The organism is Polaromonas sp. (assembly GCF_039930745.1).
Lineage (GTDB): Bacteria > Pseudomonadota > Gammaproteobacteria > Burkholderiales > Burkholderiaceae_C > Polaromonas.
In genome coordinates this window covers 22426-40112 of record NZ_JBDTTH010000002.1, presented here as the reverse complement: position 1 = coordinate 40112, position 17687 = coordinate 22426, and the positions used below count along the sequence as shown (strand labels likewise).

The 17687-nt window shown below is 64.5% G+C and carries 12 protein-coding genes; 4 read left to right on the top strand and 8 right to left on the bottom strand.

Annotated features, from left to right (window positions below; translation table 11 throughout):
* Window positions 1-25 precede the first annotated feature (25 nt).
* From ABI660_RS01295 to ABI660_RS01275, 5 genes are all read right to left on the bottom strand, one after another.
* Window positions 26-2014, bottom strand: coding sequence for an acetyl/propionyl/methylcrotonyl-CoA carboxylase subunit alpha (locus tag ABI660_RS01295; protein ID WP_348064160.1), 1989 nt, complete (start codon window positions 2012-2014; stop codon window positions 26-28).
* A 110-nt stretch (window positions 2015-2124) separates the two neighbouring features.
* Window positions 2125-2796, bottom strand: a complete 672-nt coding sequence (locus ABI660_RS01290) for a DUF4126 domain-containing protein (protein ID WP_348064159.1) — start codon at window positions 2794-2796, stop codon at window positions 2125-2127.
* A gap of 10 nt (window positions 2797-2806) precedes the next feature.
* Entirely contained in the window at window positions 2807-3943 is a 1137-nt protein-coding gene (locus tag ABI660_RS01285; RefSeq protein ID WP_348064157.1) for a CocE/NonD family hydrolase, read from the bottom strand.
* Between the two features lie 14 nt (window positions 3944-3957).
* Window positions 3958-4743 carry an enoyl-CoA hydratase/isomerase family protein gene (locus ABI660_RS01280; protein ID WP_348064155.1) on the bottom strand — a complete coding sequence of 262 codons (786 nt, stop codon included), beginning with the start codon at window positions 4741-4743 and terminating at the stop codon, window positions 3958-3960.
* A 3-nt stretch (window positions 4744-4746) separates the two neighbouring features.
* Window positions 4747-6369 (bottom strand): carboxyl transferase domain-containing protein, encoded by a 1623-nt coding sequence (locus ABI660_RS01275; protein WP_348064154.1) that lies wholly within the window; start codon window positions 6367-6369, stop codon window positions 4747-4749.
* Window positions 6370-6530: 161 nt separating this feature from the next.
* On the opposite strand from ABI660_RS01275, the gene ABI660_RS01270 reads away from it, so the two are divergent.
* From ABI660_RS01270 to ABI660_RS01260, 3 genes are all read left to right on the top strand, one after another.
* Complete coding sequence (locus ABI660_RS01270; RefSeq protein WP_348064152.1) at window positions 6531-7598, top strand: AraC family transcriptional regulator; 1068 nt, start codon at window positions 6531-6533, stop codon at window positions 7596-7598.
* Window positions 7599-7655: 57 nt separating this feature from the next.
* Complete coding sequence (locus tag ABI660_RS01265) at window positions 7656-8906, top strand: glycosyltransferase (RefSeq protein WP_348064151.1); 1251 nt, start codon at window positions 7656-7658, stop codon at window positions 8904-8906.
* A 95-nt stretch (window positions 8907-9001) separates the two neighbouring features.
* Entirely contained in the window at window positions 9002-13333 is a 4332-nt protein-coding gene (locus tag ABI660_RS01260) for a DEAD/DEAH box helicase (RefSeq protein WP_348064149.1), read from the top strand.
* 41 nt (window positions 13334-13374) lie between these two features.
* On the opposite strand, the gene ABI660_RS01255 is transcribed toward ABI660_RS01260, so the two are convergent.
* From ABI660_RS01255 to mddA, 3 genes are read right to left on the bottom strand one after another with little or no spacing between them, the layout of a single operon-like run.
* Window positions 13375-14370 carry an NADPH:quinone oxidoreductase family protein gene (locus tag ABI660_RS01255; RefSeq protein WP_348064148.1) on the bottom strand — a complete coding sequence of 332 codons (996 nt, stop codon included), beginning with the start codon at window positions 14368-14370 and terminating at the stop codon, window positions 13375-13377.
* A gap of 1 nt (window position 14371) precedes the next feature.
* The gene (locus tag ABI660_RS01250; RefSeq protein ID WP_348064147.1) at window positions 14372-14917 is read right to left on the bottom strand and encodes a PaaI family thioesterase; all 546 of its coding nucleotides are present in this window, start codon (window positions 14915-14917) and stop codon (window positions 14372-14374) included.
* Entirely contained in the window at window positions 14917-15687 is a 771-nt protein-coding gene (gene mddA / locus ABI660_RS01245) for a methanethiol S-methyltransferase (RefSeq protein WP_348064145.1), read from the bottom strand. The genes ABI660_RS01250 and mddA overlap by 1 nt, the downstream gene beginning before the upstream one ends.
* 286 nt (window positions 15688-15973) lie before the next feature.
* Between mddA and ABI660_RS01240 the strand changes: the two genes are divergently transcribed.
* Window positions 15974-17590: an alpha/beta fold hydrolase gene (locus tag ABI660_RS01240; protein WP_348064144.1), complete on the top strand. Its 1617-nt coding sequence runs from the start codon at window positions 15974-15976 to the stop codon at window positions 17588-17590.
* The last annotated feature ends 97 nt before the right edge of the window (window positions 17591-17687 follow it).

Below are 17687 nucleotides of genomic sequence, written 5' to 3'. Positions count from 1 at the left end.
GATTGTGCCGTGAACGCGCAACGCCTCAGGCAGCCATTTTCAGCAGTTCGGCCCCCTCGACCACTTGGTCACCGGGTGCATACAGGATTTCCTGCACCACGCCGTCGGCAGGGGCGGCAATCGTGTGTTCCATCTTCATGGCTTCCATCACGGCCAACGCCTGGCCCTTGCTAACCTTGTCGCCGGCCTTCACCGCGAAGGACACCACCTTGCCCGGCATGGGCGCTGTCAGGCGGCCGGCCTCACCATGGGCTTCACCGGCATGGGCCAGCAGGTCAATCACCGTGATATGCGTGGCGCCCTGCCGCGCAAACACATGCACGGTTTCGCCGCGCCGGTAAACATGCGCGTCCAGGCGCTGCTCGCCGAAGCGAACATCCACCGCGCCGCCGCTGCCCGCAAACAGAAGCACATCCTCCCCGCCGACGGCCAGGCGCAGCCCACCGTCATGCAGATAGGTCAGCTTGGCCTGCGCCGCTTCGCCGTGGAACTCAAACTCGAAACGCCGCTCAGTGACGCCATGTGAACGCCAGCCATCCCGCTTGCTGAAAGGGTCGTTTGTTTCCTGCGCCTTTTCTTCCAGCAGGCTCAAGGCCACCGCAGCAGCAGCGGCCAGAGGCAGGCCAATTTTTTCCTGCTTGAACAGCACGGCTTCTTCGCGCGGGATCAACGCCGTGTCCAGATCAGCCTGTGCGAACGAGCGACTCTTCACCACGTGGCGCAGAAACTGCACATTGGTGCTCAGGCCCACGATGTGCACTTGCGCCAGCGCTTCGTCCATGCGCGCCAGCGCCTGCTCGCGCGTGTCGCCGTGCACGATCAACTTGGCGATCATCGAGTCGTAAAACGGTGAGATGACATCGCCCTCGCGCACACCAGCGTCCACGCGCACCAAGCCACGCTCAAAAGACACCGAAGGCGGCAGGCCGTACACATGCAGCGTGCCCGTAGCCGGCAGGAAGTTGTTGTCCGGGCTTTCGGCGCAGATGCGCGCCTCGATCGCATGGCCGTGAATGCGCAACTGCTCTTGCGCCAGCGGCAGCTTCTCGCCTGAAGCCACACGCAGCTGCCACTCCACCAGGTCCAGCCCAGTGATGGCCTCAGTCACAGGATGCTCAACCTGCAACCTTGTATTCATCTCCATGAAGAAGAAATTCATCGTGCCGTCGCTGCGCTGTTCGACGATGAACTCCACCGTGCCCGCACCGACATAGTTGACGGCACGCGCCGCCGCCACCGCGGCTTCGCCCATTTGCTGGCGCATCGCCCCGGTCATGCCGGGCGCGGGCGCTTCCTCCAGCACCTTCTGGTGACGGCGCTGCACCGAGCAGTCGCGCTCGAACAGGTAGACGTAGTTGCCGTGGCTGTCGCCAAATACCTGGATCTCGATATGCCGCGGCCGCTGCGCGTATTTTTCGACCAGCACCGCGTCGTCGCCGAAGCTGTTGATGGCCTCGCGCTTGCAGGAGGCCAACGCGGCTTCAAAGTCTTCCGACTTCTCGACGGCCCGCATGCCCTTGCCGCCGCCACCGGCACTGGCCTTGATCAGCACCGGGTAGCCAATGCGGTCGGCTTCGCGCTTGAGCAGGGCCGGGTCCTGATCGCTGCCGTGGTAGCCAGGCACCAGCGGCACGCCGGCTTTTTGCATCAGCTGTTTGGATTCGGCCTTCAGGCCCATGGCCTTGATGGCCGAGGCCGGCGGACCGATGAAGACGAGTCCCGCATCGCCACAAGCCTTCGCAAACTCTTCGTTCTCGCTCAGGAAGCCATAGCCGGGGTGAATCGCTTCGGCACCGATGGCCTTGGCAGCGGCAATGATTTTTTCCCAACGCAGGTAGCTGTCTTTGGGCGCACTGCCGCCGATGTGGATAGCTTCGTCGCACACACTCACATGTTTGGCCCCGGCATCTGCGTCGGAATAAACGGCGACGGTCTGGATGGCCATGCGCCGGGCGGTCTCAGCCACCCTGCATGCAATTTCACCGCGGTTAGCAATCAGTATTTTCTTAAACATGGTGGGTTCCCGCGGTGAAATCGCCTGCGCCCGCTTTGCGTGCCATGCAATGTAGCTTCGCCGCTGCGCCGCCTTGCGGCTGGTCGCCTCTATTTGCAATGAGTACTTTTTTAAACATGTCGATCGTTCTTTGAGAAGGGAGATTTCAGGGTGAAAGCCGGTGACGGCCCTATGTCGGGTTTGCCGCTGAAAATGCGGGCGACCCGGGCAAAAAGCTGCCTCAGAAAGCGCCAGCAAATGCGGATCAACCACACACTGAGAACCAGCACAAGAATCAGCACAGCCACAAACACCAGGGGATGCGCGATAGCCAGCCATAAACCCGCGGGAACCATGCCGTCTTCCACGAGCGAAACGCCCACGTTGGTAAAAGGCTCCGGTGAGGTGTTGATGGCCGCGCGGCTGGTGGCCTTGGCAGCATGGCTGGTAGCGGCCAGCGTGCCGCCCATCAATGCGGCCGCCAGCGCCATCAACCCGCTATCGGCGCCGAAAACACCCGCAGCCAGTGCAGCGCCAGCCGGAATGCGGATCATGGTGTGCACCACATCCCACAAGGAGTCCAGCCCCGGAATCTTGTCGGCAAAAAATTCAACAAACACCATGAAACCGCTGGCACCCAGCACCACTGGGTGGGCCAGCAGGTGCAGCCCCTGCGGCAACTGGATCCAACCCATGAAACCGGCCAGGCCGGTCAGCAGCACCACTAGATACAGCCGCACACCGCTGGCCCAGCCCAGCACGCCGGCGAGTGCAATCAGTTGTGCGGTGTCCATGGCTTGCATACGCGTCTCCTCAGGGCCAGACGATGAAGTCGTCCACCGAATAAAGTTTGCATTGCGCCTTGCTGTTGCGCTGGCAGTTGTCCACGGCGCGTCGCAAGGGATCTTCGCCGCCATCGGCCCAGCCCCAGGCGCCATCCGTCCCTATGGCGAAGGCCCGCGGGACAAATTTTGTCAGGTAGGTTTTGTAAGCCGCCCGCCCGGTGTCGCGCACAAGAGGAAGTTTGTTTTCGTCGTCGAGTGCGGCAAATCCGGTTCTGGGGGGCACAGGCATCAGTCCTGCCGCGCCGTATTTTGCAAAAGCGCCCACAGGTTCGCTCGGAAGGCCCACAGACGCCAGCAGGCGTGAGACTTCCGGCTGCCAGATTCGCTGTCCAGCACGCGATCCAAACATGTTGTGCGCATCACTGCCAAAGGTACCGAAAGCCACCAGCCGGGCCTGCCCGCCGGCCGCCGTGTATTGCTCAAACATGGCTTGGTAAGTGTCTGTCGTGAAATAGCTGTCGTTGTCTCCGTAGAACCACAGGGAGGGCAAACGGGTCTGAGCGGCATAACTTGCCGCCCCCGAAGCCAGAGCCTTCTGCCAGCTGTTGCAGCCTTCCTGGCGCAAGCCCCCCGCGAAATTAACCAGGCCCTTCACCCCAGGGTAGTTTTGTGGGCCAAAAGCCAGCGTGGTCCAGCCGCCATGGGATTGGCCCAACACCACGATGCGGTCCTTGTCGGCCCAAGCTTGGGCGACCACATGGTCGAGCACGGCTTTGACGTCCTCTGCCTGCACCTTGCCATTGCTCTCCACATTGCATCCGCCGCCTATGTAGCTGCCACCGGATTTCGAGAAGCCCTGCCGCATCGGTACCACCACCACGTAGCCGCGTTGCAGAAAGTAGCGAGCCGCCATCGCCGGCCGGTAACGCCCCTGAAAACGAGCGTCGCCATAGGCCTTTCCATGGTTGATCACGGCCACCGGGAACGGACCCTCGCCATCGGGCTTGTAGAGCGTGGTCTCCAGCGTGATGGTGAACAGACCTTTTTTGGGTATTTGCACCACGGTCTCGTTGAGCGAGGGGTCGGTGTCCCCGGACTGCGCCATGACCGGGCCCAGCGAGCTGCCCAGCAGCGCAGCGACCAGGATGAGTTTGGGGAGGGTCATCGCTTGTGCCGCCTTCAGACCGTGAGCAACCAGTGAGGCTTGCGCTTTTGCAGAAAGGACTGCACACCTTCACGCCCCTCGTCGCTGACGCGAATGTCGGCAATTCCCTCGACGGTCATTTGCACAAGCTCCGGCGTGATCGCCTGCCCGGCCACGTCCTGCACCAGCTGTTTGCACAGGCGCACCGCCTGTGGGCCGGCGTTGACCAGCGTTTTCGCCAGTTCGGCCACCTTGCCGTCGAGCGCGTCAGCGGCAACCACTTCGTGCACAAAACCAATGCGCAAGGCCTCGGCCGCATCAAACCGTTCGGCCGTCAAGAAGTAGCGGTGCGCCGCACGTGCCCCCATGGCGCGAATCACGTAAGGGCTGATCGTCGCGGGAATCAGGCCCAGCTTGACTTCGCTCAGGCAATAACCGGCGGTGTCCACCGACACAGCGATGTCGCAGGCCGCCACCAGCCCGGTACCGCCGGCGTACACATCGCCCTGCACCTTCGCAATGGTTGGTTTGGGGCAGGTGTAGACGACACGCAGCATTTCGGCCAGCGCGCTGGCATCGGCCACGTTTTCATCGCGCGTGTAGTCGGCCATGCGTTTCATCCAGTTCAGGTCTGCGCCGGCGCAGAAGGCGGTGCCGTTGGCCGCCAGCACGATGCAGCGCACATCGTCGCGGCCGCCCAGTTCCAGAAACGCGGCCGTCAGCTCGGCAATCACCTCGTCGTTGAAGGCATTGCGCACCTCGGGGCGGTTGAGAACCAGCGTTGCCACAGGGCCCTGCATGTTGAGTTGGAGGTGTTTCATGGCTTACATCCGGAACAAACCGAACTTCGTTTCGGGAATCGGCGCGTTCAGCGAAGCCCGCAAGCCCAAAGCCAGCACGCGACGGGTATCGGCGGGGTCAATCACGCCGTCGTCCCAGAGCCGGGCGGTGGCGTAATAGGGGTGGCCCTGGTCTTCGTACTGGCGGCGTATGGGCGCCTTGAAGGCTTCTTCTTCTTCGGCGCTCCAGCTGCCGCCCTTGCCTTCAATGCCGTCGCGCTTGACGGTTGCCAGCACGCCAGCGGCCTGCTCGCCACCCATGACGCTGATGCGGGCGTTGGGCCACATCCACAAAAAGCGCGGGCTGTAGGCGCGGCCGCACATGCCATAGTTGCCGGCACCAAAACTGCCGCCAATGATGATGGTGAACTTGGGCACCTGGGCGGTGGCCACGGCCGTCACCATCTTGGCGCCGTTGCGGGCAATGCCTTCGTTCTCGTATTTGCGGCCCACCATGAAGCCGGTGATGTTCTGCAGAAACACCAGCGGAATTTTGCGTTGGCAGCACAGCTCGATGAAATGGGTGGCCTTCAGGGCCGACTCGCTGAACAGAATGCCGTTGTTGGCGATGATACCCACCGGCATGCCTTCAATATGGGCGAATCCGCAGATCAGCGTGGTGCCGTAGCGGGCCTTGAACTCGTCAAACTCGCTGCCGTCCACGATGCGGGCAATGATCTCCCGCACGTCAAAGGGTTTGCGGGTATCGACCGGAATCACGCCGTACAACTCTTCTGCTACTAATTTAGGAGCTACTGGCGCACGTGGAACAAGGGCTGGAGCCGTATTTTTATTTAAATTCTTGACGCAATTGCGCGCCAGCGCCAGCGCGTGCAGGTCGTCCTGCGCCAGATGATCAGCCACACCCGATAAACGCGTATGGACGTCGCCACCGCCCAGGTCTTCGGCTGTGACCACCTCGCCTGTTGCAGCCTTCACCAGCGGCGGCCCGCCCAGAAAAATCGTGCCCTGGTTCTTGACGATGATGCTTTCATCGCTCATGGCCGGCACATAGGCGCCCCCGGCTGTGCAGCTGCCCATGACCACGGCGATCTGCGCAATGCCCTGCGCGCTCATGTTGGCCTGGTTGTAGAAGATGCGGCCGAAATGGTCGCGGTCGGGAAACACCTCGTCCTGGTTCGGCAGGTTGGCGCCGCCAGAGTCCACCAGGTAAATGCAGGGCAGGCGGTTCTGCTGCGCCACTTCCTGGGCACGCAAATGCTTTTTGACCGTCATCGGGTAGTAGGTGCCGCCCTTCACCGTCGCGTCGTTGCAGACAATCATGCAGTCCACGCCGTTGACGCGGCCAATGCCGGTGATCACGCCGGCACACGGTGCGCTGTCGCTGCCGTCGCGGTCGGGGTACATGGCCAGCGCCGCCAGCGGGGCCAGCTCCAGGAAGGGTGTGCCCGGATCCAGCAGCATCTGCACCCGCTCGCGCGGCGGCAGCTTGCCGCGCGCCACGTGTTTGGCCCGGGCCGCCTCGCCGCCGCCGGCAGCGGCCTTGGCCACCTGCAGTTTCAGGTCGTTCACCAGCACGCGCATGGCGGCGACATTGGCCTGAAAGTCGGCCGAACGGGCGTTGAGTTTGGTTTCCAGAACTGGCATGTGTCTCCTCTGTTCGAATCGCGCGGCTTGGGGTGCAGGCTGAACGGATGCCGCGTTCGGGTTGAGCCCCGCCGCGCCGAAGCCACACCTTAACGCCAATGGGACAGCTTAGGCGCAAACCCCGCCAAATCGCCGCCACTCAGGTTGCAAATCGTGCCAGCATGCCTGAAACTTGGGTCATGCCCAGCCGCACCTCGTCCGCCAGCCCCTCCCCACCCGCCGCAGCCACACCCATGGCCTTCGCACGGGTGATTGCTGCTGCCTACCAGCAGTACGGTCAGAACCCGGCGGCGGCGCTCAAGCTGGCACAAATCACGCCAGCGCGTTTGCAGCAAAGTGACGCCCGCATCACGGCCCGCCAGATGGAGGTGCTGTCCGGTGCCGCCATGCAGGAGCTGGACGACGAAGCCCTGGGCGCCTTCTCAAGAAAACTGCCCTGGGGCAGCTACGGCATGCTGGCCCGCGCCTCACTCAGCGCGCCCAACCTGGGCGTGGCGCTCAAGCGCTGGTGCCGCCACCATGCCTTGCTGGCCGACGACATTCACCTGAAGCTGGTAAGCGCCGGTGACGGCGTCGCCCTCCAGATCGAGGAGCGCGCCGACCTGGGGTGCCACGGGCAAGGCGCGCGCGAGTTCTGCCTGGTGCATGTGCTGCGCAACATCCACGGCCTGGCCTGCTGGTACATCGACTCGCGCATTGCCTTGCAGGGTGCGCGTTTTCCGTTTCCCGCACCGCCGCATGCCGATGCCTACGCGCTGATGTTTCCCGGCCCGCTGCGCTTCGATGCCGCGCAAGCGGAAATCCGCTTCGACGCGCGTTACCTGGCCCTGCCCTTGCGGCGCGATGAAAAAGCCCTGCAGCAGATGCTGCAGCGCGCGCTGCCACTCACGGTGTTGCAGTACCGGCGAGACAGGCTGCTGGTGCAGCAGGTGCGGCAGACGCTGACGGCCCACCCCGACCAGGCTCACAACGCCGACGGCGTGGCAGCCCTGCTGAACATCTCCGCGCGCACACTGCACCGGCAATTAAAAGAAGAAGGCGCGTCGCTGCAGGAATTGAAAGACGAGGCGCGTTTCGAGCGCGCCAAGGACCTGCTCTATCGCAGCACCCGGCCGGTGAAACAGGTGGCAGCGGCCGTGGGGTTTACCAATGAGAAAAGTTTTATCCGGGCATTCCGGGCGTGGGCGGGAATGAGCCCCGGGGAATTCCGGAAAAGCCTGCCGGAGTGAACAATCCCGCCAAACCCCTCGCAACGATTGACGATTGCTCTACGCTTTAGCCACCCCATGAAAATTTCCATTCACACACTCGGCACACGTGGCGATGTACAGCCCTACGTCGCGCTGGCGCTTGGCCTGAAGGCGGCCGGACACGAAGTGCTGATGGCCGCCCCCGCGCAATTCCGCCATTTTGTTCAAAACCACGGCGTAGGATTCGCCGAACTCCCCGCGGGATTTCTCCAGTTGCTGGAGGACCCGGCTTTCAAGAGCGCTATGGCAAAAGGACTGGGGATCCTGTCCATCCGGAAGCTGCTCAAGCAGGCAAAGCCCATGATGGCTGGCTTGCTCGATGCGGAATGGGCTGCGGCCAGCCAGTTCCGGCCCGATGTCGTGGTGCATCACCCGAAGGCACTGGGCGCACCCCGCATTGCAGCTCACCTGGGCGTCAGTGCCGTTCTCGCCTCGCCGCTGCCCGGCTTCACACCAACATCCGACTTCCCGACGCCCCTTCTTCCCTTCACGAACCTCGGGCCATTCAATCGCCTGAGTCATCTGTTGACAGCCCGCTCCTCCACCCTGCTGTTTGGCGGCGTGCTGCGTTCATGGGAACAGGCCACCTGGGGGCCGGGCCCTGCGCCAACCCACGCCGGCAAAACCGCAACCTTGTACGCCTACAGCCCGGCAGTGGTACCGGTTCCCTCCGAATGGGGCGACGACGTCCTGGTCAGCGGCTACTGGTTCCTGGACGATGCGCCCTGGGAGCCGCCCGCTGCCCTGGCAGCTTTTCTTGCAGCGGGTCCGCCGCCGGTTTACGTGGGGTTTGGCAGCATGCCGATTCCCGACCCGGCGCTCATGGCTGGCATCGTGGCGGAAGCGCTTGGGAAAACTGGCCAGCGTGCCGTGCTGCCTTCCGCGTGGGGTGGCCCGGCAGCGGGGCGCTTGCCCGACAGTGTGTATCTGCTTGACAGCGCTCCGCATGACCGGCTCTTCCCCTTGATGGGCGCCGTCGTTCACCATGGCGGAGCCGGCACAACGGCCGCTGCACTCCGGGCAGGCAAACCCATGGTTATTTGCCCGTTCTTTGGCGACCAACCCTTCTGGGGCCACCGCGTTGCCGCGCTCGGTGCCGGCCCTGCCCCGCTGGCTGCCAGGCGCTTGTCCGCTGACAGCCTGGCCCGCGCGCTCCACGAGGTAAAGAATCCGGACATGAGAGCCAAGGCCCAGGACCTGAGCGCGAAGATCCGCAAAGAACGGGGTGTCGAAGAAGCGGTGGCCTTCATTGAGCGGCAGGCCATGCTCACTTGCATTCGCCAATGAAGGCATTTCCGCCGGCCCGGGCGAAACCCTGCGTCGAGGCAGGTTTCTGCAAACTTCTGCCTGCGCCAAGGCCGCCTGAGCCCGAAAATAGCAAGGTGTCCCAGCTTCCATTTCACCCGGCCGTTTCCGCCTGGCTAGAGGGCCGCTTCGGCCGCCCGACCGAAGTGCAGGCCCAGGCATGGGCCGTCACTTCGCAGCGCCGCCATGCCCTGATTGCCGCACCCACCGGCTCGGGCAAGACACTTGCAGCCTTCCTGGCGGCCATTGACGAGCTGGTGCGCGAAGGCCTTGCCAGCGGGCTCGCGGACGAGGTGCATGTGCTTTATGTGTCGCCGCTAAAGGCGCTGTCTAACGACATTCGCAAAAACCTGCAGGAACCGCTGGCCGGCATTCAAGCGGGGCTGGTCGCGATGGGCTTGCCCGACCTCGGCATTCGTGCCGCGGTGCGCACCGGCGACACGCCGGCTGTGGAGCGCGAACGCATGCGCCGCACGCCGCCGCACATTCTGGTGACCACGCCGGAGTCTCTCTACATCCTGCTCAGCTCCGACTCGGGCCGCGCGATGCTGAAGTCGGTGAAAAGCGTGATTGTTGACGAGCTGCATGCGGTGGCCGGCAGCAAGCGCGGCTCGCACCTGATGCTTTCGCTGGAACGGCTCGAAGCGCTGTGCGCGCAGCCCCCAGTGCGCATCGGCCTGTCTGCCACCGTGAAGCCGCTGGACGAGATGGCGCATTTCCTCATTGGCCAACGTGATGAGGTAGCGGAAATCATCGACGCCGGCCATGTGCGCGACCGTGATCTCGCGATTGAAGTGCCGCGCTCGCCGCTCACCGCGGTGATGCCCACCGAAGTGTGGAGCGAGATGTACGACCGGCTCGCCGAACTGGTGAGCGAGCACCGCACCACACTCATCTTCGTCAACCAGCGCCGCATCGCCGAAAGGGTGGCGCGCCACCTGGCCGAGCGGCTTGGCGAAGCACACGTGACCGCGCACCACGGCAGCCTGGCGCGCGAACACCGGCTGCAGGCAGAGCAGCGGCTCAAACAGGGCGAACTCAAGGCACTGGTGGCCACCAGTTCGCTCGAGCTCGGCATCGACATCGGCGACATCGACCTGGTGTGCCAGCTCGGCTCGCCGCGCGCGGTCAACGCCCTTCTGCAGCGCGTCGGCCGGGCCGGCCACGCCATTGGTGCGGTACCCAAGGGGCGACTGTTCCCGCTGGCGCTCGACGACCTGCTGGAGTGCACCGCCCTGCTCGACGCCGTGGCCCGGGGCGAGCTCGACCGCATTCGTGTGCCGGCCAAACCGCTGGACGCGCTGGCGCAGCACATCATTGCCGAAACCGCCTGCCGCGAATGGCAGCTTGATGCGCTGTACGCATACTTCCGGCGCGCGTGGCCGTATCGCGAGCTTTTGCTGCGGGAGTTCGAGCAGGTTGTGCAGATGCTGGCCGACGGCTACACCACCCGGCGCGGCCGGCGCGGCGCCTACCTGCATTACGACGCGGTCAACCGCGTGTTGCGCGCGCGGCGCGGTGCGCGCATTGCCGCCGTCACCAATGCGGGTGTGATTCCTGACCAATTCGACTACGATGTGGTGCTGCAGCCGGAAGGGCACCGCGTGGGCACACTCAACGAGGACTTTGCCTTCGAGAGCCTGCCCGGCGACATCTTCCAGCTCGGCAACACCTCTTACCGCATCGCTAAGGTAGAGACCGGCAAGGTGTTGGTGGAAGACGCGAAGGGGCAGCCGCCCTCCATGCCCTTCTGGCTCGGCGAAAGCCTGGGCCGCACCGACGAACTGTGCGAGGCCGTGTCGCGCATCTGCGAAGGGGCGGACACCCGCCTTCGTGACAGCGTGGCGGCTTGCGAGCACTGGCTGCAAAACGACCTGCACCTGCCGGCAGCGGCATCGCAGCAGCTCGCGCTGTACCTCGGGGCGGCCAGGGCCGCGTTGGGCGTGTTGCCCAGCCGGCGCTGCATCGTGTTCGAGCGTTTCTTCGACGAAGTCGGCGATACACACCTGGTGATCCACTCGCCCTATGGCTCGCGCATCAACCGGGCCTGGGGCTTGGCGCTGCGCAAGCGCATGTGCCGCAAGTTCAACTTCGAGCTGCAGGCCAGCGCGCTGGAAGACAGCATCGTGCTGTCGCTGGGCCCGACGCACAGCTTTGCGCTGGAGGAAATACAGCACTACCTGAAGTCCGCCAGTGCGCGCGACGTGCTGGTGCAGGCGCTGCTGGACGCACCGATGTTCGGCACCCGCTGGCGCTGGAATGCCACCGCCTCGCTGGCTGTGCGCCGCATGAACGGCGGGCGCAAGGTGCCGCCGCAGTTCCAGCGTTCCGATGCAGAAGACCTGCTCACGGTGGTGTTCCCGGACCAGCTCGCGTGCGCAGAAAACCTCGTCGGCGAACGCGAGATTCCCGACCACCCGCTGGTGGCGCAGACGCTGCACGACTGCCTGCACGAAACCATGGACGTTGACGGCTTCGAGCAGCTGCTGGCACGCATCGAAGCCGGCGAGGTGGAAGTCATCACCCGCGACCTGGCGGCCCCTTCGCCGTTGTCCTATGCCATTCTCAACGCGCGCCCTTTCGCCTTCCTCGACGACGGCGCGGCCGAAGAGCGGCGCACCAAGACCGTCAGCACCCAGCCTCTGATGGACCTGCAGACCGCGCAGGACATCGGCAAACTCGACCCGCTGGTGATTGCACAGGTGCGCGAAGACGCCTGGCCCGAAATCCGCGACGCCAACGAGCTGCACGATGCACTGGTGGTGCACAGCTTCCTCGCCGCCGGTGAAGCGCCGTTTCCGGCTTTCGAAGGCATCCTCGCGCAGCAGCGCCGCATCACGCGCCTGCACACGTCGGCGGGCGCCACCCTTCTTGTGGCGGCAGAGCGCCTGCACGAGTTCCAAGCGGTTTTCCCGGGCGCAGCGTTGTCGGAGCCCATAGCACCAACGTCTGCCAACCGGCCCGCCTCTGACGAAGCCTTGCGCGAGATCCTGCGTGGACGCCTGGAACTGCTCGGCCCGGTCACGGCCGGGGCGCTGGGCGAGCCACTGGGCATGAACGGCAACGCCGTGCTGCCGGCCCTGCTGCAGCTCGAAGCCGAAGGCGCGGTGATGCGCGGCGCCTTCACCGCCGCCGGCGCGGCCGAGTGGTGCGACCGCCGCCTGCTCGCGCGCATCCACCGCGGCACGCGCGACAAGCTGCGCGCCGAGTTCCAGCCGGTGCCACCAGCGCAGTTCATGCGGTTCCTGTTCCGCTGGCACCAGCTCGACACCAGCGATGGCGACGAACGTCGTGAAGGCGAAAGCGGGCTGCTGGATGTGCTGCGGCAGCTCGAAGGTCATTCAGCGCCGGTGTCGGCCTGGGAGGAAGACCTGCTGACAGCGCGCATCAACGACTACACGCCGGCGATGCTGGACAAGCTGTGCGCCGTGGGGCGCATGGCATGGTGGCGGCCGGCCCTTCGGCAGGCCTTGGTTGAACGGCCTGGACAAGCCCCGGACGAACGGATTCCCCGCAAGACCGGGCCCATCCGCGGCACGCCGGTGCTGCTGTGCGAACGCGACGCCCTGCCGCACTGGCAGCAGGCCGCCGGCGCGGCGGTGGTTGATGAAGCGACGCTCTCCGGCACCGCACGCCAGGTGCTCGATGCGCTGCGCACACACGGGGCCAGCTTCTTTGCCGACCTGCAGCACGACACCCGGCTGCTGGGCACGCAAGCCGAGCAGGCGCTGGCCGAGCTGGTGGCGCACGGCCTGGTCACCTGCGACTCGTTCGCCGGGCTGCGCACCCTGGTCATGCCGGAAGACCGGCGCAACAAGCTGCGGCGCAAACGTGGCGCGCACGACCCCATGGACGACGCCGGCCGCTGGTCGCTGACGCGCCGGGCGCGCCCCGCGCCCGATGCACCAGGCGCGCTGGCGGCACCGCACGTCGAGCACATCGCTCGCGTGCTTCTGCGCCGCTACGGCGTGCTGTTCCGCAAACTGATCGAACGCGAGGACGGGCTGCCGCCGTGGCGCGAGCTGTACTACGTGCTGCGCCGGCTAGAAGCGCGCGGCGAGGTGCGCGGCGGCCGTTTCGTCAGCGGCTTCTCCGGCGAGCAGTTTGCGCTGCCCGAGGCCGCCGCGGCCCTGCGCAAGACGGCGAAGGTGCCGGGCCACGAGCGGGTGGCCATCTCGGCGGTTGATCCACTGAATCTCGCCGGCATCCTGACACCGGGCGACAAGGTGCCGCGCCTGGCGGGAAACCGGCTGCTCTTCGAGGGCGGCGTGCCGATCGCAGTGCAAAGCGGCGGCGACATCCGCTATCTGCGGGAACTCGAGGCGGGCGTGCAATGGGAGGTGAAGAACCTCCTGATCCGCCGGCAGCGGCCGGCAAGTTACGTCGTGCCGCCGCCGGGGTTGTCGTGAATGGCGCTGCCCGGACAGGCACCCATAGCGACCTATCGGCATCATGCGAGCGCGCCAGGGCGCTGCTTTGCGCTCAGGACAATCCGTCCCATCACTTCACGGCGTTCCAGTCGCCGCAAGGCATCGGCGAATGACGACAGCGGCAGGACGACCGAGACTTGAGGCCGAAGGGTGCCTTGTGCCACTGCAGCGAAAAGTTGCTTGTCAGCAAGATGACTTTCCTGTGGCTGCCGCTCCGTCCATGCGCCCCAATAACAACCCACCACGCTGTAGTTCTTCATGAGCGGAAGGTTCATGGCAAGGCTTGGTATGTCACCGCCGGTGAATCCAATAGGCAGAATGCGGCCACCCCAGGCCATTACCCGTGACACGGTGCCGAACAGGACACCGCCGACGTTGTCGAAATAGACGTCCACGCCACGACCCTCGGTCAATTCAAGCAAGCGGCTGCGTACCGGTTCACAAGAGTAGTCAATGGTGTGGGCCGCGCCCTGCTCGCGTGCCGCGTCGCCCTTGGCTGCCGAGCTGGTGCCCGCAATAACCGTGGCACCCAGCTGGCTCGCCAGGTTGACAGCGGCCATACCGACACCACCTGCCGCACCGCTGACAAATACGGTTTCCCCCGGTCGCAGTTGTGCGCGACTCAGCGCGTAATGAGCGGTACCGTAGGCGTATCGCACAGTCGAGCCGATTTCAAAATCGACACCATCCGGCAGTTTCGTGACCCCCCACTCGGGCGTCACCATGCGCTCGGCCATGCCGCCGTACCAGTGGCTGCAGGCCACCCTGTCCCCCACGCACACCCGCTGGACGCCCTCGCCAACAGCCAGCACTGTCCCCGCGGCGTCGCTGCCGGGAACGAAAGGCAGGGCCGGTTTCAATTGGTAGCGGCCGGCGACTATCAACGTGTCCATGAAACTTACGGCAGCCGCATGGACGTCAACCAGCACCTCCCCCGGACCCGGGACGGGGTCAGCAAGCTCGCCAAGCTCCAGTGCGCCTATACCGTCGAAGCTGCTGCAGATGACGGCACGCATCTCAGCCCAATGCCTTCACACGCACGGTGATCACTTCGGCTGTGGCGCATTCCACCGAACATTGGCGCACGCTGCAGGCCACGATCGATTTGCGCTCGCCATGCGCGACGATCCGGGCGCGTAGTTCCAGCGCGTGGGCCACCAGCGCCGGCTTGAGGTAGGTCACACGCAAGCTGCCGGTCACCACGCCAAAAGGCGGGGGGCCGCTGTTCAGGTCATGCCCCGAATCACGGCAATGCATTGACATCGATGCCCAGATGGCGTGGCAATCGACAACAGACGCAATCGTGCCGCCGTAGACGTAGCCCGGGAACCCTATGTGCTCGGGCCTGGGCTGCCAGACACAGACGAACTCGTCGCCGTCCCAACGGCTCTTGATATGCAAACCCCGTTCATTGAGCGTGCCGCACCCGAAGCAATGCACTTGCAGGCGGTCCTGCAGGGCGCGGCCATCGTCAAAGGGGTCGTGAGCCGCATCGAATGCGCGTGGCCGGTGTTGCACGGATTTCACATTCAGGTCCTTGGTAGAAAAGTTGGTAGACAACATCAGTCTTTGGGATCCAGGCCATCGTCCGCCATTCGCCTGGAAGATCGCGTGCGCGGAAACAGCATGCCGACCTGCTCGCGATACCTGCGGTAGCGATCGCCGAATTGCTGGAGAAGGTCGCGTTCCTCAAACGCGATGCCGATCAGGATGTAGGCGCTCAGCCCCAGAGCGAACAGCAGCCGCCCGCCCGTCATGACTGGCACGGACCAAAGGCCCAGCAGCAAGCCCGCATACAGCGGGTGGCGCACGTAGCGGTAAAGCAGCGGTGTCCTGAACTGGGCCTCCGGCATGGCACGCCGTGTCAGGCGTGCAAGGACCTGTTGCAGTCCGAACAACTCGAAATGATTGATAAGAAAAGTACTGAGCAGAGCCAACAGCCAGCCGAGCCCGAACAGGCTCCACAGCAGTGCCACACCGACGCTGTGGTCGACCTGCCACACGATAGGCGCCTTTATCGGCAACCAGAACCAGAACATCGCCACCAGCACGGCGCACGTAGCCAGCAAATAGGTGCTTCGCTCCAGGGCCGCAGGGACGACGCGCGTCCACCAACGTTTGAAACCTTGACGGGCCATCACGCTGTGCTGAATGCCGAACATGGCCAGCAACAGCAGATCAGTGCGCAGGGCAACGCCCACGGGTGCGCTCGCGCCGACATCCACCGACCTGGGCACCAGCAGGTTGCCGCTGAAGCCGACGAAATACAGCAGCGCAGCCATGCCCGCGACGTAGGCAACCACACCGTAGAGAAACGAAAACAGACCGCGCATGGGCGACCTCCTATTGCAAAGACAAACTGAAGCCCCGGCGCTGCGCACCGAGGCAAAACGTGGAAGCATGCGCAACGCCCGGGCATTCGGTTCCGGCCGCTGCAGCAGCACATCGCGAAAACCTCCTGCTTACATGAAGCATGAAGCGGCAGGGCGATGTGCGCAAGCTTAGAAGATGGGCGTCCCTTGAACGTCCCTATGCAAAAAACGCCTGCACAGCTATAAACACCTCATGCCGTCGCACCTTTCATCACTCGCGTTGCAACTGCAGATCTTAGGCGCGCCCATGACACTCGTACAGGGACGCGAAACGCCACTCCCGCTAAAGCGCGCCGTCGCGCTGCTCGCGTATCTCGCCTTCAACATCGGGCCCGTGCCGCGGGCGCACCTGGCAACCGTGCTGTGGCCGGACGCAGGCGAAACACAGGGGCGCGCCCGCCTGCGCAGGCTGATCTACACGATTGAAAGCGCAGTGGGTTGCAGGATCTTTTCTTCCGACAATGACTGTCTCGCGCTCATTGCCCAGATGGTCGAAATCGACGCACTCCGGTTCGCGCATTTCGCCCGTGGCGCAGTCGCCGCGGCAGCGCTCGACGACGACGCCCTGACGCAAGCCTGCCAGTGGGTGGAACTGGCGCGTCGTCCACTGCTGCAAGGCATCGCTTTCGGATCTGACATCTTTGACGACTGGCTCAAGGCGACCTCCATTGAACACGAGCGGCTGCTGGCGCGTTTGCTCGAGCGCCTGATCGACGCGCTTGGCACGCGAAGCGACCTGGCGCCAGCGCTGGATCTTGCCGAAGTTTTAATTGCGCAGGACGTGTACCGTGAACCAAGCTACGTGCTACTGATGCAGCTGCACGCTCGCCAGGGCCATAGCGCCGGTGTCGAGGCGACCTACACGCGCTGCGCGGACGTCTTGAGAGCGGAGTTCGGCATCCGGCCTGGCCCACAAACCGAGACGGCGTACCTGCGACTGACGGAGGACCTGAAGCGCCTGTCGTCCAGCCGGGTGGTACGGCCGGCCGTGCGTTTCGCCGAAAGTCGCTTTGGTGTCGTTGCCTATACCAGGCTCGGCGCAGGTGACCAAACCCTGGTGATCGCCCCCGGGTTCGTCTGCCAGATCGAGATCGCGCTGGAACATCCGCCTTTTCACGCTTTCGTCGAGGCACTGGCGGAGCGCTTCCAGGTCATCATGTTCGACCGGCGCGGTGTCGGCTTGTCCGAGCGCCTGGGCGCCACCAGCACGCCTTCCGCCACGGCTGCCGATATCGAGGCGATCCTCGAACACGCAGGCGTATCGAAGGCATGGCTTTTCGGATCGTCCGAGGGTGGCATGGGGGCGATGCGCCTCGCCATCGATCATCCGGACCGGGTCCATGGCTTGTGCCTGTTTGGATCACTTGCACGCGGCTCAGCCGCGCCCGACTACCCATGGGCCCTGTCCACAACTGCGTATGGCGTGTGGCTGGAGCGGCTCATTGCTGCATGGGGCGGACCGGTCGGCATCGAGACGTTTGCGCCAAGTGAGAAAGACGACCCCGCGCTACGCGCCTGGTGGGCTCGCCTCGTGCGGCATGCGGCGTCTCCCGGCGGACTCGAAGCCATTCTTGAAGGCCTGCGCGATACCGACATGCGCGCCGATCTGGGGCGTATCGCCGTGCCAACACTTGTGATGCATCGGCGAGGCGACCGGGCGGTTCGTTTTGAAGCGGGTGAGCATCTTGCGCAAAAAATTCCCGGCGCAATTTGGCGCCCGCTCGAAGGTGAAGATCATTTTTGGTGGTGCGGGGACAGCGAACCTGTCGTCCAGGCAATCCTTGATTTTTCCGCGCACCAACAGAGCTTGGGCCTGGTAACAGGCCCCATGCCATCGCCCTTCACACGAGCGTCGCGTCCGTGAACGGCTCGAAGGCAACGATCTGCGGCAGTTGTAGCAGCGGGCTTTTACCCGGGCCTTCAAGCAATGGACGGGGGCCAGTCCGGGCGAGTTTCGCAAA

Bases quoted from the DNA above. Each gene is read 5' to 3' on its own strand.
- ABI660_RS01240 (WP_348064144.1), top strand. From the start codon at position 15,974: ATGACACTCGTACAGGGACGCGAAACGCCACTCCCGCTAAAGCGCGCC.
- ABI660_RS01255 (WP_348064148.1), bottom strand. From the start codon at position 14,370: ATGCGTGCCGTCATCTGCAGCAGCTTCGACGGTATAGGCGCACTGGAG.
- ABI660_RS01270 (WP_348064152.1), top strand. From the start codon at position 6,531: ATGCCTGAAACTTGGGTCATGCCCAGCCGCACCTCGTCCGCCAGCCCC.
- ABI660_RS01285 (WP_348064157.1), bottom strand. From the start codon at position 3,943: ATGACCCTCCCCAAACTCATCCTGGTCGCTGCGCTGCTGGGCAGCTCG.
- ABI660_RS01265 (WP_348064151.1), top strand. From the start codon at position 7,656: ATGAAAATTTCCATTCACACACTCGGCACACGTGGCGATGTACAGCCC.
- ABI660_RS01280 (WP_348064155.1), bottom strand. From the start codon at position 4,743: ATGAAACACCTCCAACTCAACATGCAGGGCCCTGTGGCAACGCTGGTT.
- mddA (WP_348064145.1), bottom strand. From the start codon at position 15,687: ATGCGCGGTCTGTTTTCGTTTCTCTACGGTGTGGTTGCCTACGTCGCG.
- ABI660_RS01275 (WP_348064154.1), bottom strand. From the start codon at position 6,369: ATGCCAGTTCTGGAAACCAAACTCAACGCCCGTTCGGCCGACTTTCAG.
- ABI660_RS01290 (WP_348064159.1), bottom strand. From the start codon at position 2,796: ATGCAAGCCATGGACACCGCACAACTGATTGCACTCGCCGGCGTGCTG.
- ABI660_RS01295 (WP_348064160.1), bottom strand. From the start codon at position 2,014: ATGTTTAAGAAAATACTGATTGCTAACCGCGGTGAAATTGCATGCAGG.
- ABI660_RS01250 (WP_348064147.1), bottom strand. From the start codon at position 14,917: ATGTTGTCTACCAACTTTTCTACCAAGGACCTGAATGTGAAATCCGTG.